Below are 14191 nucleotides of genomic sequence, written 5' to 3'. Positions count from 1 at the left end.
CGCCCCGGCGTCTCCGCTTGTAGCGCTTCGCCCGTAGACTTGCCATCCAGTAGCGCATCAGCGCACTAGCGCACGCGCATGGGAGGAAGCATGGAGACCGCCAACACCAGAGCCGCTGTGGACTGGCACCCGAACAGACATCGGATTGCTGCGGTACTTGCCGTCGCCGGCACGCTGCCCGCATGCTTCGCACTGACGGCCTCCTATACGGATGAAACCGCGTTCATCGACCTCGATCACGTCAAGGCGGGGATCTATCCCTATCTGGGCGCCAACGGACCGGCGACGGGCATGCTGCTGTGCTTGACCGTCATGCTGCTGGAATACTGCGGATTTGTGGCGTTCGGACGCTGGAAGGCGAAGGGGACGCCAAGGGGAACATCATCAGGGCAAGGCTGGTCCGTGGCGCTCGGATTGATTCTGGCCCTCACGCTGACGATTCCCCCGCACAACGTGACGCATCAGGCATATTCCCAGCTGGCTTCGGCCGGCTCTCCCCCGGCCGTGGCGTCCGAGTACTGGACCGCATGGTACTGGCTGTATTACGGGCTGCGCTATGCGGGATTCGCCATGCTCATGACGGCCGTGGCGACGCTGGCGCTGCGAGGGGCGACCGGGGCGATTGGGCGCGCGGAGCGGGAGATGGCTCCGGCGGCGGAAACGACCTCCCGTCAGCGCGGGCAGCGGCTCGCCAACCGCGTGCGCACGCTGTTCCGTGAGATGTCCGCACAGCATACGGTGACGCTCGGCGCGATCGTGTTCGCGGGCTGGCTACCATGGACCGTCCTCGTGTGGCCGGCGAACATCGCCGCGGATACGGTGGCGCAGCTCGTCTGGATGCGCACCGGGCAGGCGTGGGATCCGTCCACGCACGACTATCTGCCCGGATACGCGCTGAGCGACCAGCATCCGTGGCTGGATTCGCTGATCTACGGTGCGTTCGACCGATTCGGCCTGTGGATGGGCTCCGAGGCGTGGGGGCTGTGGCTGCTCGCGTTCCTGCAGACCGTGCTGTGCGCTCTAGCGATCGGGCTGACGCTCAACTATCTGGGCGGCGTGATGCGTCTGGACTGGCGGTTCTGCGCGGCGGCCACGGCATTCATGGCGCTGGTGCCGATCTACGGACGGCTCATGATGTCCGTGGTCAAGGATTCGACCGCCATGCCGTTCTTTCTGGTGCTCATGGTGCTGGTCATGGAGTACATTCGCCGCGTGCGCGCAGGGATCCCTCTGGGCCCGTGGCTGATTGTGGGGCTGATTGCACTGAGCGTGCTGTGCGGACAAATGAGGAAAATCTCCACCGAGATTCTGCTCGGCACGTTCATTGTGCTGGCGGTGGTGCTGGCGAAGCGCCGGCTGACGTCGCTGGCCGTGGCAGTGGTTCCGGTGGCGATCGGCATGGTCATCTCCGCCATCGCACTGCCGGCGCTGCACGTGGCACCGGGAGGCAAGCAGGAGATGATCGCGATCCCGTTGCAGCAGACCTCCGCGTTCATGGTGGCCCATCCGGAACGGTTCAGCGCGGGCGACCGGGCCACGTTCGACCGGGTGATCACCTGCTCCGTCACGGATCTGGACAACTACCTGACGTGGAATCCGTGGGACGGCAAGGAAATCGGCGGCTCGGACGCCATCAAGGACCGCTGCTTCAACCGGGATGCCGGCACCGGAGACATCGTCGGTTTCCTCGGCCTGTGGGCGAGACTGACGGCGACCGATCCCGTCACTGCACTGGCCGCCACCCCATGGCTGCGCGACCCGTTCGTGATGGGCCCGGTCTATGACGAAGGCTGGTACGTGCGCTGGGGCTGGGAGGAAATGGGCAGCAACATGATTCTGCCCGAGTACGCGAGCACGTGGACGGAAGCCGAGGTGAGCGGCCCGCAAAAAATCGGATCCGCACTGTACGCGCTGTTCGAGGGAATGCCCGGCATTTCCCTACTCATGCGCGAGAACCTGTACACCGTGTGGGTGCCGCTGTTCGCCGCGGCGTGCTGCTTCGTGGCCGGAGACGGGGAACGGGGCAGGAAACGACGGTGGCGCAATCTGGCGTACCTGACCCCGTGGGTGCTGACCATCCTGTCGCTGCTGGTACTGCCCGGGCACCAGACGCGCTACACGTGGACGCTGGCGTTCGGGGTGGCGATGATCGCCGCGGTACCGCTGATTCAGGGGCCGGAACAGGACGTGCCGTACAGGAAGGAAAGCCCGAATCGGGACGGCCGGAACAGGCTGGAACATCGGGAATCCTGAGCCACAACCGCGCGCGACACGCCCATTTGGCAAGATAGCGATCGCATGTTATCTTAAAGAGGTTGCCCGAGCTTCGGCTCAGTGCACTGGAGGATTCGCCTAGTGGTCTATGGCGCACGCTTGGAAAGCGTGTTGGTGTAACAGCCTCACGAGTTCGAATCTCGTATCCTCCGCCATCGCCCTTTTCCCACCCAAAGGAAAAGGGCTTTTTCATTGTCAGGAAAACGCCAATACCGATTCCGTCCGGCGCAGTGACGGAGGCCTGACACCAGTTACAGGAGATAGCCGCCGGTGGACAGGTAGGCCGTCGCGTCAGCGGTCAGCAGGATGGCAATACCAATCAGCACACCGTGCAGCACGCGGTTGAACATCGTCAGGTTCCGCGCCTTCCACTCGTCCAGTCTGGCGGCGAGCGCGTCGAGGCGATTGCATTGGATGGCGGCGTACACGACCATCGCCAGACATTGACTGACCACGAACCATAGGGTCAGCAGCAGCGCGGCCGTGACGACGCTGCGCGATTCCCCGCCGATAAGCATCACCGCGTAGAACGTGGGATCGGTAAACGAGGTGACCGCGAACACGAAACCCATGGCGACATGCCCCAACACGCCTCTGCGGACAGCCTCCCGCGGTTGTTTCTTCTCGCGCTTGGGGCCGGCGAAGACCCTCTTCGTCACCCATATCAGGATGACGATGGATACGGCGAATTCCGCGATCGCCCAGAACCGGCTGTCGTCATCAGGCAGGATGCTTTGCAGAGCGTCGGCCGCCGCAGCTCCCATCGACGCCGCAAGCACCGTGCCGACAAGGATCGTGGACACCGCGAAGGACAGGAAGAACAACGTGATGCGAGACTTCCTCTCCCCGCGCAGTCTCATCGACATCATGTACACGGCGGTAATGGGATCGATGCCGAGTACCCCCAGCCCGATTGTGTTCAACATCCGGTGAATCAACGCGCTTCCTCCAACTTCTCGACCTTGCGGCGGAAGGAATCAAGATAGCGATTCACCAGTCGCAGTATCGCTTGTCGGTCCTCGATCGGCATCTCGTCGAACACTTCGCTCTCGGCGCGTTCGACCGGCAGCACCTGCTCGCGCATCACGCGCTCGCCCTGCGCGGTCAGATGCATGCGCATCTCCCGGCCCTCACCTTGGCGCAGTTCGATCAGACCGTCCTGCACCATCCTTCTGACGGACGAGTTCACCGTCTGCTTGTTCAGACACGCATACCGGCACACGGCGGTCTGGGTGCACCCCTCCCCCAGAACCAGCATCGCCTGCAGGATGCCGTATGCGCTGTCGGACAACCCGCGAGCGGCGGCTATCTCATGGTAAAGCCCGTCGATCTGCCGGTTCAGCCGATCGAACTCCCGTAAGGTCTCGTTCTGCCTGAATTCCACGATCACGCCTTCCGCTCATATTTCGAGTATGAAATCATACTCACAGAATAGTATGATTTCATACTCGCGTCAACATCCCACCACAATCAGCACCAGCAGCGCAGGAGCCCCGTTCCGGCGCGGCCATGACGACATCCCGCCCAACCGTCATTGCAAATCACGACGTCTTCTGGCAATCTGTGGCATACACAGGTCCGCAGCAATGTGAGACTTCCAAGAGCCGGGGGTAATCCCCCGGCATTTTTCATTTTCGGAGAGATGCTATGGCTGAAAATCTCGATCTTCGCCGACGAGAGCGGCGAGCAGGGATTCCAGTCCAAGTACTACGCGCTGACGCTGGTGTTCCATGATCAATCCGATCCCGTCACCCCCGTGTTCGCCGCATACGAGCAGCCGCTCCGCAATGCCGGCCTGCCGGATATCCCCATGCACACTTCCCCGTTGCTGAACGGGCATGACGACTATCAGCGGCTCGGCATCAGCCAGCGCAAACGACTGCTCGCCTACTTCATGTTCAGCTGCGCAAGCTGCCTGCACAGTATGTGACATTGATCTACCGAAAAGCAGACTATGCGACCTTGGACCAGCTGGGCGCACGCATCAAACGCGATATCGTCAACATCGTGTTCGACCATCTGGCGCTCTTCCAATGTTTCGACGCCATCAAGGTGTACTACGACGGCGGACAGAGTCTCATCACGCAGGCCATTCACGGCGCAATCAAATACGCGCTCTCGAAGCAGGCCATCGTCTATCGCAAAGGCTTGCCGACCGACTACCGGCTTGCACAGGTGGCAGACTTCATCTGCACCATCGAACTGACCGCACTCAAGTACGAGAATCACGAACAGACCGCGACCGACGAACGCTTCTTCGGATCGACACGCACCTTCAAGAAGAACTACCTCAAGAAGGTGCGAAAGCACCGGCTGGCAGCCCGGTAGATCCTTTTTCAATCCGCACTCAGTTCATCGCCATCGTGCCGGAGATCAGCTTGTTGGTCTTCGCCATGGCGCGGGTCACCGGCGTGTAGAGCGTGAACCCGATGAGCAGGGCGATCGCCAGATAGACGCCCATGCGTCCCATCTGCTCCCAGTAGACGTTGCCGTAGAACCCGCCGACGGTCTCCCTCAGCGCGGTGATGCCGTGCGAGAACGGCAGATAGGGGTAGAGCTGCCTGAACCCGCCCGGAAGCATCTCCACGGGGAAGGTGCCGCCGATGCCGGCGAGCTGCGAGACCATGAGCGCCGCGCATACCGCCTTGCCGACCGTGCTGAACACGGCCGCCAGCGTGTAGACGATCGTCGAACTCACCAGTGACGACCACCACAGGCACAGCATGAACAGGAACGGGTTCTCCGCCTGCGCGCGTAGGTACAGCAAATCCCCGAGTCCCAGCACAGTCGTTTGCGCCAGCGAGAACGTGACGAAGGTCAGGCCGCGTCCCAGATACAGCTGCCATGGTTTGGGATGGTCCAGCGAGGCGGCGGTCTTGCCTGAAACGTTCGCCTTGAGGACGATGCCGAGGAACATAGCGCCTACCCAGATGGCCAGCAGCGTGTAGAGCGGGGTCATCGCGGAGCCGTTGTTCGCGATGGGGTACACGGCTATGCGCTTCGTCGTCACTGGCGTGGCCATGGCCAGGGCGATGGTGTCCGTGGGCTGGGAGAGCAGCTTGCGCACCTCGTCCACGCCGCCGGAGGCTAGGGCCTCGTCCAGCTTGTCGGCGGTCTCGCCGAGCTTCTTCGATTGCTCGAGCAACGTGTCATGAGCCGTGTTGATGTTGGCCGTCAGCTCCTTGATATTGGCCAGCGCACTGGTCGAGCCACCGCCGGCCCCACCGGTTCCGCCAGTCACATCGGCGAGCGCCGCGGTGGCGTCGTCGACCAGTGCCTTGGCATCCGCACCGGTCCGCTGGGCGGAGTCGGTCACGTCGGCGAGCGTGGCGACGACGTTGTTCTGATACGACGTGTTCAGATCGCGGATCGACTGCGCGCTGGCCTGTGCCTGGGAGGCGATGTCCTTGCCAGCGTCGGTGATCGATTGCCCTTTGGCTTCGGCTTGGTCCGCGGCTTCGTTGATCTTCGTGTCGGTGTCGTTGAGTCGTTTGAGGGTGCGGTCCACGTCGGCGATGGCCCGGTCGATTGCGGCCTTGGCCGGTTCCGTGTGCAGTGTCTCCCTGATGGAGACCAGTGTGCTGCGGTATTGGGTCAGGCTCGTGATCATCGGTTTGATGCGGTTCGTGGAGATCGCACGCAGGGACGCGGCGGTGTTGTTTGCTCCGTTGGCGGGTTTGCCCAGTGCCTCTTGGGCGTTGTCGCCGACGGTGTCGAAGGCGTTCGCCGCGGAATCGAGTCCGTTGGTCATGTTCGCGTTGATGCGGTCGATCGACGTGGACGCGTTATCAAGCTTGCCGGCGATGCCGTCCGTGTCGACGGCGGAGGATCGCAACGACTGCTTCGTCCGTTCCATCGACTTGCCGGATGCGTCGAGCAGGGATGCCGCGGAATCGGCGAGACCCGCGTAGCTCGAGGCGAGGTCGGCCGCATCGGCGAGGTCGGTCGATTGACGCCGCAGATTGGCGCTCAAGGCGCTGATGGATCGTGTGCTCTGGTCCGTGTCGAGATAGGAGGTCACGGAATCAAGCGTGCCGGCGGCGGCCTGGGCAACGGCCGAGGTGAGGGTGTCGCTGATCTGCTGGCGTACGGTGGAGGCACCCTGGTCGGTGACGGTGGAGCCGATGGGGTTCTTCTTGGGATTGGAATAGTAGACGAGCTGCGCCTGCCGCGCCTTGGTCTCGTCCGCCTTCGCGGAGTCCGCGGCCCCTTCGTTCAACAGGGAGAACAGGTCCGTGCTGAAATCCTCGGGAATCACGATGGCCGCGTAGTATTCGCCGGATTCCACGCCGCTCTTGGCCTCATCCTCGGTCACGAACGTCCAGTCGAGGCTGTCGTTCGCGCGCAGGGCGTTGGCGACCTGATCGCCCACGTTGACCTTCGCCGGCAGCAGGTCGCCCTGATAGCCCTTGTCCGAGTTGGCGACGGCGACCTTCATGCCGCCGGTGTTGCTGTAGGGGTCCCAATTGGCGTAGATATTGAACCATGCGTAGAACGACGGCATGAGAATCAGGCCGATGGCGATGATGAGCGCGATCACGCTACCGCGGATGCGCCGCATGTCGGTACGGAAAATGGTCCATACGTTCCTCATCAGTGGACATCCTTTCCGTTGGCATTGATCTCATTGGTATTGACATTGACATCGTCACCGGCGTTCCCCGCGGCATGCCGGGCGACGCTTCCGCCAGCGTTTCCCATGATGCCGCCGACCATCACGGCACGCCCGGCGGCAACGACGGAGCGCAGCAGGCTTTCGGCACCCATCGTGCTGTCATGCGCCTGTCTTGGCAGGTGAAGGTGGATGTATTCGAGGACTATCAGCGCGACGTCCACCACCAACACCACTGCCAGCCACGCCACCAGGAACCCAATGCTCGGCCCGACGACCATCATGGCCATGAGGAACACGACGGGGACGACCCAGATGAGATGGAATCCGATGCGCACCAGATGCGGGTACAGACGCTCGAACTTCCTCGCCCGGCGTCGTACGCCGGCGCCCCAAGTCGGGTCGGCGAGCATCTTGCGCACGGTGATCATGACGTTGCGTTCGGAGCCGACGATCTCCAGTCGTTGCGCGTTGACCAGATCGGTGTCCGCCAGCTCCCGGTTGAACAGGTCGTTGAGATTGGCGAGCGCCGGACGGCACAGCATCGCCATGAGCAGAAACACCACGGCGAATGTGGAGAGCTGTCCGATCCGCATCCAGAAGTCCATGCCGTGGAAGCCGCCGATCGACTCGCGCAGCGCCTCGACACCATACGTGAACGGCAGCATCGGATACAGCAGCTGGTAGAAGCGGGGCATCATCTCGATCGGGTACATGCCGCCCGCGCCCGGCACCTGCAGGATCAGGAAGATCACGCTCAGCGCCATGCCGATATGGCGGAACATCATGACCAGACTGTAGGCGATCGATATGTAGGTCATCGAGCACACGATGGTGCCGAGGTAGTACGCCCACGGCACGTTGCATTGGATGCCGATGACGAGGTTGCCGGATGCGATGACGATGCCCTGCAGCACCGCCACGACCATGAGCAGCAGCCAGCGTCCGAGGAACGCCTGCCTGGGCGTGAGTGCGTCGATGCCTTCCGAATCGGCGTCGTTGCGTATCAGGGTGAGCGCCACGAACGCGCCCGCCCAGCATGCGAGGTTCGTGAAGAACGGGGCGATGGCGGTGCCGTAGTTCCTCATCGGATAGTACTCGCGGGTCTCCAGTCCAACCGGGGATGCGAGGAACGAGGACACCTGATCGGCGTCCACATGGGCGAGCCCCTTGACGCCGGCCCATGCGTCGCTCGCACGCAGGACAGCGAAATCGGCCTGCGTGCGTCGCACCGATGCGCTCACGCGATCGAGGGCCTTGCCCGTCTGACCCATCACCTTGGACGCCGATTCGAGGGTCGTGTCGAGCTGGGCGAGATCGGCATCGATGCGGTCGAGCGATTCCGCGGTCCTGCCCACGGTCCCGGACAGGCCGACCAGCTGGGTGGAGATGCCGGTGAGAGCGGTATCGGCTTTGGCCAAAGCGTCCGAGGAAAGGCCTGTGAGATTGTCAGCTTTGCCGTTCAATGCGTTCAGGGAACCGGAGAGCTTCGTGCCGGCAGCCTGCATCGCCGAGGGGATGCCGTTGTTCAGTTGCCTCATCGCCTCGATCTGTGCGGCGAGATCGCTCTGATGCTGTTTCGCCTGGGCGAGGGCGTCCGAGCCCGCGAGCTGCGGGTCGGATTCCATCGCCTCGATCGCGTCTCCCAACGCGTCGTTCGCGGATTCGAGCGTGGACAGCGAGGCGTCAACGCGGCCGGAGATGTCCGCCGCATTGCCGTTGACGGTGTCCGACATGCCGTCGATGCGTCCTTTCAGGGAGCCCGCTCCGGACTGCACCTGTCCGATGGTCGTGTTCGTGGACTGCTGGAACGCCGACAACCCGCCGCGCGCGGAGCCGACGGAGGATGCCGTGTCGGAGATGCTCGCGGAAAGGGTGTCGGCCCGTCCGGCGATGCCCGTCATGTTGTGGCGGGCCTTCGCGATCGCCGCCCGCGCATCGGTAATGGAGGACTGCGCGTCATCGGCTTTTCTGCGGGCCGCCGTGATGCTGGATTGGGCTTCGTCCAGTTTGCCGTCCAGCTGGTTCGCGGTCCCGTCCAACTGGGCGTTCATCTTGCCGGCCTCCTTGGCGAGCGTCGTCGTGACGGTCTTGCTCACGGTGGAGACGAACGATGCGTTGATCTGCTGCTCGAGGGCGCTGGCGCCGGACTGTGTCACGCGTGGCGCAAGCGTGTTGACCTTCTCATTGACGTAGAAGGACAGTTCGGGCCGCGTGAACTCACCCTGCAGCACGCTGGTCAGGTCCGCGCTGAAATCCTTCGGAATCACGATGGCCGCGTAGTATTCGCCGGATTTCACGCCGTTGACGGCGGCGGACTCGTCCACGAAGCGCCATCCCAGATCGTGGTTGTCCTTCAGGGCGTCCATGGTCTGGTCGCCCACGTTCATTTCGGAGCCGTTCACCATGGTCCCAGCATCGTTGTTGACCACCGCGATCGGCACGTTGCCGGTGTTCGCATACGGATCCAGGTTCGCCGCGACGTTGAGCCACGAATACAGTCCCGGCACGAAGCACGACGCCAGAACGATGAACACGGCGAAGGGCACCGCGCAGATGCGCTTTACATCGCGGATGAAGACGCGCAACACGTTATGCATGATATCCGTCCGTTCCCTTGTGAATTCACTTGCCGACCGTCACCGCTGCGACGGATTCGCTGGGACCTGCGACGATTCGGAGGCCGATGCGCCGATATTCCTGGCGAGCATGGCCAGCCCTATCGCATGAGTGTTATTGGACGCAATCCTGACCACAAGGTCGATGGATTCCCTGCGCCCGCGCCGATACCATTCCTTGAGCGCGCCGACGATCCCTGCCGTCAGATACACGAAGTGGTAATCCCGCACAGTTTCGGCCGTTCGTTCGTCTGCCGTTGGGCTTTCCAGATTCACCGGATTCGCCTGCGTTGCGGAAAGAGGGTCGATGAGCTCGTTGCAGTACGCGCCTATGGCGTCGATGAGGTCGCCGGAGAGCGCGTCACCGGACTTGCCGACCACCAACAGGGATGTGGATTCGTTGGCCGCGGCGAACTCAAAGACCTCATGGATGAGCGGCTCGTAGTCGTCCTGGAGGATCTCCGCACGATGACGGGCGATGATGTCCTTGTACGAGTCGATGAGTTCGCGTTTGAGCTGGTCGAACAGAGCGTAGATGTCCGTGTAGTGCACGTAGAACGTCGCCCGGTTGACGTCCGCGAGACGGGTGAGCTCCATCACCGAGATCTTGTTGAGCGGCTTGGTCTCCAGCAGCTTGACCAATGCGTTCTGCAGCATCACCCGCGTGCGGCGCGATCGCCTGTCCATGGGCTTGCCGGACTGCCCTTCGCCGGATTCGTCGATGCCCGTCTGAGTGTCCGCCTGCATGCTCACCTCTGCCATTGCGTGCCTCCAATGCTTCAATCCATCACGCCACGCCGGCCGAGGATGCCGGGATCCTCGTTTTGTGCGCGGCCTGTTGTTTAGGCGACATCATAGCGGATGCTCTTCGACAACTGTCGACAAACAATGCAACTGTCGAAAATTAGCGCCTCGCTCATCGGAACAGCATCGCCCCCACGCATCCGGAAGCCGCGGGTCAATCCCCAGACAGCGCTTTCACCACCATGCGACACGCCGAAGAGAGCGGCAATTTGAGCGGTAAGACAACGCAGCCTTCCTGGCACGGCGACGGCGACATTCGGCTGCCGGACTGGGAGCAGGCCGACGTGTCCGCTTTTGCATGATCGGTCCAACCTGTGGGCCCGGATGGATTCACAGGTTGGACCGACCGGACGCGTTGCATAAGCGCCACAACAGCCCCATAGGCGTATCCTCGCGCAAAGGACCCTCGGCCGCGGCTTTCGGCACCGGCCGGGACACCTTACCAGCGCACGGAGATGCGTTCGCCGACGTGCGCGTCCGCAGGCGCGGCCAGCAGCTCGTCCACGATGGCAATGGCATAGTCGGCATAGCTGATGGCGCTTTCTCCATCCGCGTTCGTGGTGAATTCCTCGCCGCCCAGCACGTACTTGCCCGTACGCGGGCCGTCCGCCCGGAAATCGGCGGCGGGAGAGACATACGTCCACTTCACATCGGAGCGTTCACGCAGCTCGGCCAGCGATTCGCCCATCGCGGTGGCAAGCGGCTTGAACGCCTCCGGGAAGCCCTCGGATTGGCTCAGCTGCAGCGTATGCGCCCGATCAAGGTACAGGCTGCCCGCGCCGCCGACCACGAGCAGCCGGACGTCGGTACCGGAAAGGATGTCCGCCAGATGCTTCAACGACGCGGAATGCTGCGGCAGGGTCTCCGGCGCCCACGTACCGAAGGCGTCGACGACCGCATCGAATCCGGCCAGATCATCGGCCGTCAGATCGAACAGATCCTTGGACAGAACATGCTGCGCGACGGTCTTGTTCTCACCGCGCACGATTGCGGTCACGTCGAAACCATGATCGATGGCTTCCTTGACGATGGCTCGCCCGGACTTGCCGTTGGCCGCGATGACTGCGATGCGCTTGCTCATGGTGTGCTCCTTATTCATCAATCAATGCTTTCCGTCCGCCGTGCATCGAGCGATATTGCACGATGCCGCGCCGACATGCTTCACAATAGTGAAGTACCTTCTTTAAAGGAAGAAGGCACTATAAAGTGCTATAGTTACCTAAAAGGAACTATTGGATGATTCCAACGATGAGGGAAGGCACAATCATGGTCGATGTGAACACACTTCCGGCGTGTCCCGTGGAAACGACACTCACGCTGATCTCCGACAAATGGAAGATTCTCATTGTCCGGGACTTGCTGGACGGCACCAAACGCTTCAGCGAGCTGCGCCGGTCGATCGGGCACATCTCGCAGAAGGTGCTCACCTCGAATCTGCGGCAGATGGAGGCGGACGGGCTCGTGCACCGCGAGGTCTACGCGGAAGTGCCGCCGCGCGTGGAATACTCGCTGACCGACACCGGTCGCAGTCTCAAGACCGTCATCGACGCCCTGTGGAATTGGGGCGAAAACTACAAGGCCGGACTCGCAGCATAAGCGCTGCAATGGATTCGCCCGGTTTGCGGATCTGCATGGGCGGCCGCACAGCCGCCCGAAAAAAGAAGAACCCGGCGGGAGGAAAGCCGCCGGGTGAGAGAGAAGAGAGAAGAAGGGTTCAGTTATGGGGTTCTGCGGGAACCTCGCCTGCGGTGCTATCCGCTGACAACATCCATATAACCGCCAGTTCCTTGGCGAAACGATGCGGGAACCTCAAAAAATCCTGAAAATCAGAGACCTTCATCGCAAATTTGTGAATATGCGCACCTGAGCAGTCGAATTCGGCAGAAACCCAGCTCCCAGATGCGCATCATCACAAATTTGCGATGATGCGCATCTGCAAAAAGGCCTACCTGCCTTCCTCCTCGGCGAGCTTGGCCTTCGCGGCGGCAAGACGCTGCGCCTCGGCCTCGCGGCGGGCGGCCAGCGCGGTCTCGAAGCGGTCGAGCTCCTCCTGCACGGCCTCCTGCGGGATCTTCGCAAAGATCGGCGTCGGCTTGGCCACCGGGGCACCCACCTCGATCGGCTCGCTCTTCCACGGGTGCACGTTGACGCCCAGCTTGTAGTCGCCGGTGATGACCGGGTAGCGGAATCCGGGCTTGTCCAGATCCTCCACCTCCTCGAGGCGCGGCAGCGGGGAGAACGTGCCCTTGCCGCCGAGCGCCTCCCACACCTTCTGCGCGGAATGGGGCAGGAACGGGGCGAGCAGGTGGTTGGCGTCGGACACGGCCTGAGCGGCCACGTGCAGCACGGTGCCCAGACGAGCCGGGTCGTCCTTGATCTTCCACGGTTCCACGGCGGAGATGTACTTGTTGATGTCTCCCACGATGCGCATGGCCTCGCCCAGCGCGGCCTTCTGGTGATGCGTCTCGATGGAATGGCCGACCGTCTCGAACGCGGCGGCGGACTCGGCGAGCAGCGCACGGTCCTGATCGGTCAGGGACGCCTCATCCACGGCCGGGATCTCGCCGAAGTTCTTGGCGATGAGGTTGGCCACGCGGTTGACGAGGTTGCCCCAGGAGGAGGCCAGCTCCTCGTTGTTGTGACGCACGAACTCGGCCCACGTGAAATCGGAGTCGGAGGACTCGGGGCCGGCCACGGAGATGTAGTAGCGCACGGCGTCCACGGGGTAGCGGGCGAGAATGTCCTTGACGTAGATCACGATGCCGCGCGAGGACGAGAACTTCTTGCCCTCCATGGTCATGAACTCGCTGGCCACCACCTGCTCGGGCATGTTGAGCGGGCCGAGCGGGCCGGTTTCGCCGCCCTTGGAGCCCTGACCGTTGTAGGCGAGCATCTCGGAGGGCCAGATCTGCGAATGGAAGGTGATGTTGTCCTTGCCCATGAAGTAGTAGGCGGGCGAGGCGGGGTCGTTCCACCACTTGCGCCACGCCTCCGGGTCGCCCTTGCGGCGGGCCCATTCGATGGAGGCCGACAGGTAGCCGATCACCGCGTCGAACCACACGTAGAGCTTCTTGTTCGGGTTGTCGATCCAGCCGTCCACCGGCACGGGGATGCCCCAGTCGATGTCTCGCGTGATGGCGCGGGGCTTGACCTCCTTGAACAGGCCGATGGAGAAGTTGATGACGTTGGTGCGCCACCCCTGACGGGTCTTGAGCCACGCGAGGTTCGCGTCGGCGAGCGCGGGAAGGTCGAGGAAGAAGTGCTCGGTCTCCTCGAAGCGCGGGGTTTCGCCGTTGATCTTGGAGACGGGGTTGATGAGCTCGTCCGGGTCGAGCTCATTGCCGCAGGCGTCGCACTGGTCGCCGCGGGCGCCCTCGGCGTGGCAGATCGGGCACTCGCCCTCGATGTAGCGGTCGGGCAGGGTGCGGCCGGTGGACGGGCTGATGGCCACGCGCTGGGTGCCCTTGTAGATGTAGCCGTTGGCGAGGCACTGCTTGAAGAGCTCCTGCACCACGTGCTCGTGGTTGCCGGTGGTGGTGCGGGTGAACAGGTCGTAGCTCAGGCCGAGGTCGCACAGGTCCTTGGCGATCACGCGGTTGTAGCGGTTGGCGAGTTCCTGGGCGGTGACGCCTTCCTTCTCCGCCTCCACGAGGATGGGGGTGCCGTGCTCGTCGGTGCCGGAGACCATCAGGACGTCGTTGCCCTTCATGCGCTCGTAGCGCGCGTAGACGTCCGACGGCACGCCGAAGCCGGCGACGTGGCCGATGTGGCGGGGGCCGTTGGCATACGGCCATGCAACGTTCACAAGAATATTCGTCATAGCTACCGATTATCGAGCGCGGTGGCGACACGCGAGGGCCGGCAGTTATCCACCGCGACACGA

At 62.8% G+C, this 14191-nt stretch carries 11 protein-coding genes and 1 tRNA gene; 5 read left to right on the top strand and 7 right to left on the bottom strand.

The genetic code is table 11. The features are described from left to right. Positions 1-90: 90 nt before the first annotated feature. Together AC1AZA_RS09815 and AC1AZA_RS09810 are read left to right on the top strand one after the other, a co-directional pair. Positions 91-2253: a DUF6020 family protein gene (locus AC1AZA_RS09815; protein WP_476514479.1), complete on the top strand. Its 2163-nt coding sequence runs from the start codon at positions 91-93 to the stop codon at positions 2251-2253. A gap of 88 nt (positions 2254-2341) precedes the next feature. Further along, positions 2342-2429: transfer RNA gene (locus AC1AZA_RS09810), tRNA-Ser, on the top strand. A 96-nt stretch (positions 2430-2525) separates the two neighbouring features. Here the strand turns inward: AC1AZA_RS09810 and AC1AZA_RS09805 are convergent. Continuing rightward, complete coding sequence (locus AC1AZA_RS09805; protein WP_476514478.1) at positions 2526-3200, bottom strand: hypothetical protein; 675 nt, start codon at positions 3198-3200, stop codon at positions 2526-2528. A gap of 8 nt (positions 3201-3208) precedes the next feature. After that, complete coding sequence (locus tag AC1AZA_RS09800; RefSeq protein WP_476514477.1) at positions 3209-3664, bottom strand: MarR family winged helix-turn-helix transcriptional regulator; 456 nt, start codon at positions 3662-3664, stop codon at positions 3209-3211. 252 nt (positions 3665-3916) lie between these two features. On the opposite strand from AC1AZA_RS09800, the gene AC1AZA_RS09795 reads away from it, so the two are divergent. Both AC1AZA_RS09795 and AC1AZA_RS09790 read left to right on the top strand, forming a co-directional pair. Continuing rightward, positions 3917-4204: a hypothetical protein gene (locus tag AC1AZA_RS09795; RefSeq protein WP_476514476.1), complete on the top strand. Its 288-nt coding sequence runs from the start codon at positions 3917-3919 to the stop codon at positions 4202-4204. A gap of 77 nt (positions 4205-4281) precedes the next feature. Continuing rightward, a complete protein-coding gene (locus AC1AZA_RS09790) occupies positions 4282-4602 on the top strand; it encodes a hypothetical protein (RefSeq protein ID WP_476514475.1) in 321 nt (106 codons plus the stop codon). A gap of 19 nt (positions 4603-4621) precedes the next feature. Here AC1AZA_RS09790 and AC1AZA_RS09785 read toward each other — a convergent pair whose 3' ends face one another. From AC1AZA_RS09785 to AC1AZA_RS09770, 4 genes are all read right to left on the bottom strand, one after another. Beyond that, a complete protein-coding gene (locus AC1AZA_RS09785; RefSeq protein ID WP_476514474.1) occupies positions 4622-6868 on the bottom strand; it encodes a YhgE/Pip family protein in 2247 nt (748 codons plus the stop codon). Continuing rightward, positions 6868-9486 (bottom strand): YhgE/Pip domain-containing protein, encoded by a 2619-nt coding sequence (locus tag AC1AZA_RS09780; protein ID WP_476514473.1) that lies wholly within the window; start codon positions 9484-9486, stop codon positions 6868-6870. The genes AC1AZA_RS09785 and AC1AZA_RS09780 overlap by 1 nt, the downstream gene beginning before the upstream one ends. A 39-nt stretch (positions 9487-9525) precedes the next feature. Next, a complete protein-coding gene (locus AC1AZA_RS09775; protein WP_476514472.1) occupies positions 9526-10266 on the bottom strand; it encodes a TetR/AcrR family transcriptional regulator in 741 nt (246 codons plus the stop codon). 481 nt (positions 10267-10747) lie between these two features. After that, positions 10748-11389, bottom strand: a complete 642-nt coding sequence (locus AC1AZA_RS09770) for an SDR family oxidoreductase (protein WP_476514471.1) — start codon at positions 11387-11389, stop codon at positions 10748-10750. A 185-nt stretch (positions 11390-11574) separates the two neighbouring features. On the opposite strand from AC1AZA_RS09770, the gene AC1AZA_RS09765 reads away from it, so the two are divergent. Continuing rightward, on the top strand, positions 11575-11904 hold the full coding sequence (locus tag AC1AZA_RS09765; RefSeq protein ID WP_476514470.1) for a winged helix-turn-helix transcriptional regulator: 330 nt from the start codon (positions 11575-11577) through the stop codon (positions 11902-11904). Positions 11905-12253: 349 nt separating this feature from the next. Here AC1AZA_RS09765 and metG read toward each other — a convergent pair whose 3' ends face one another. Then, entirely contained in the window at positions 12254-14128 is a 1875-nt protein-coding gene (gene metG / locus AC1AZA_RS09760) for a methionine--tRNA ligase (protein WP_476514469.1), read from the bottom strand. Positions 14129-14191 lie beyond the last annotated feature (63 nt).

This window comes from Bifidobacterium sp. LH_389, from assembly GCF_056357235.1.
This window is presented reverse-complemented; position numbering and strand designations above follow the sequence as displayed.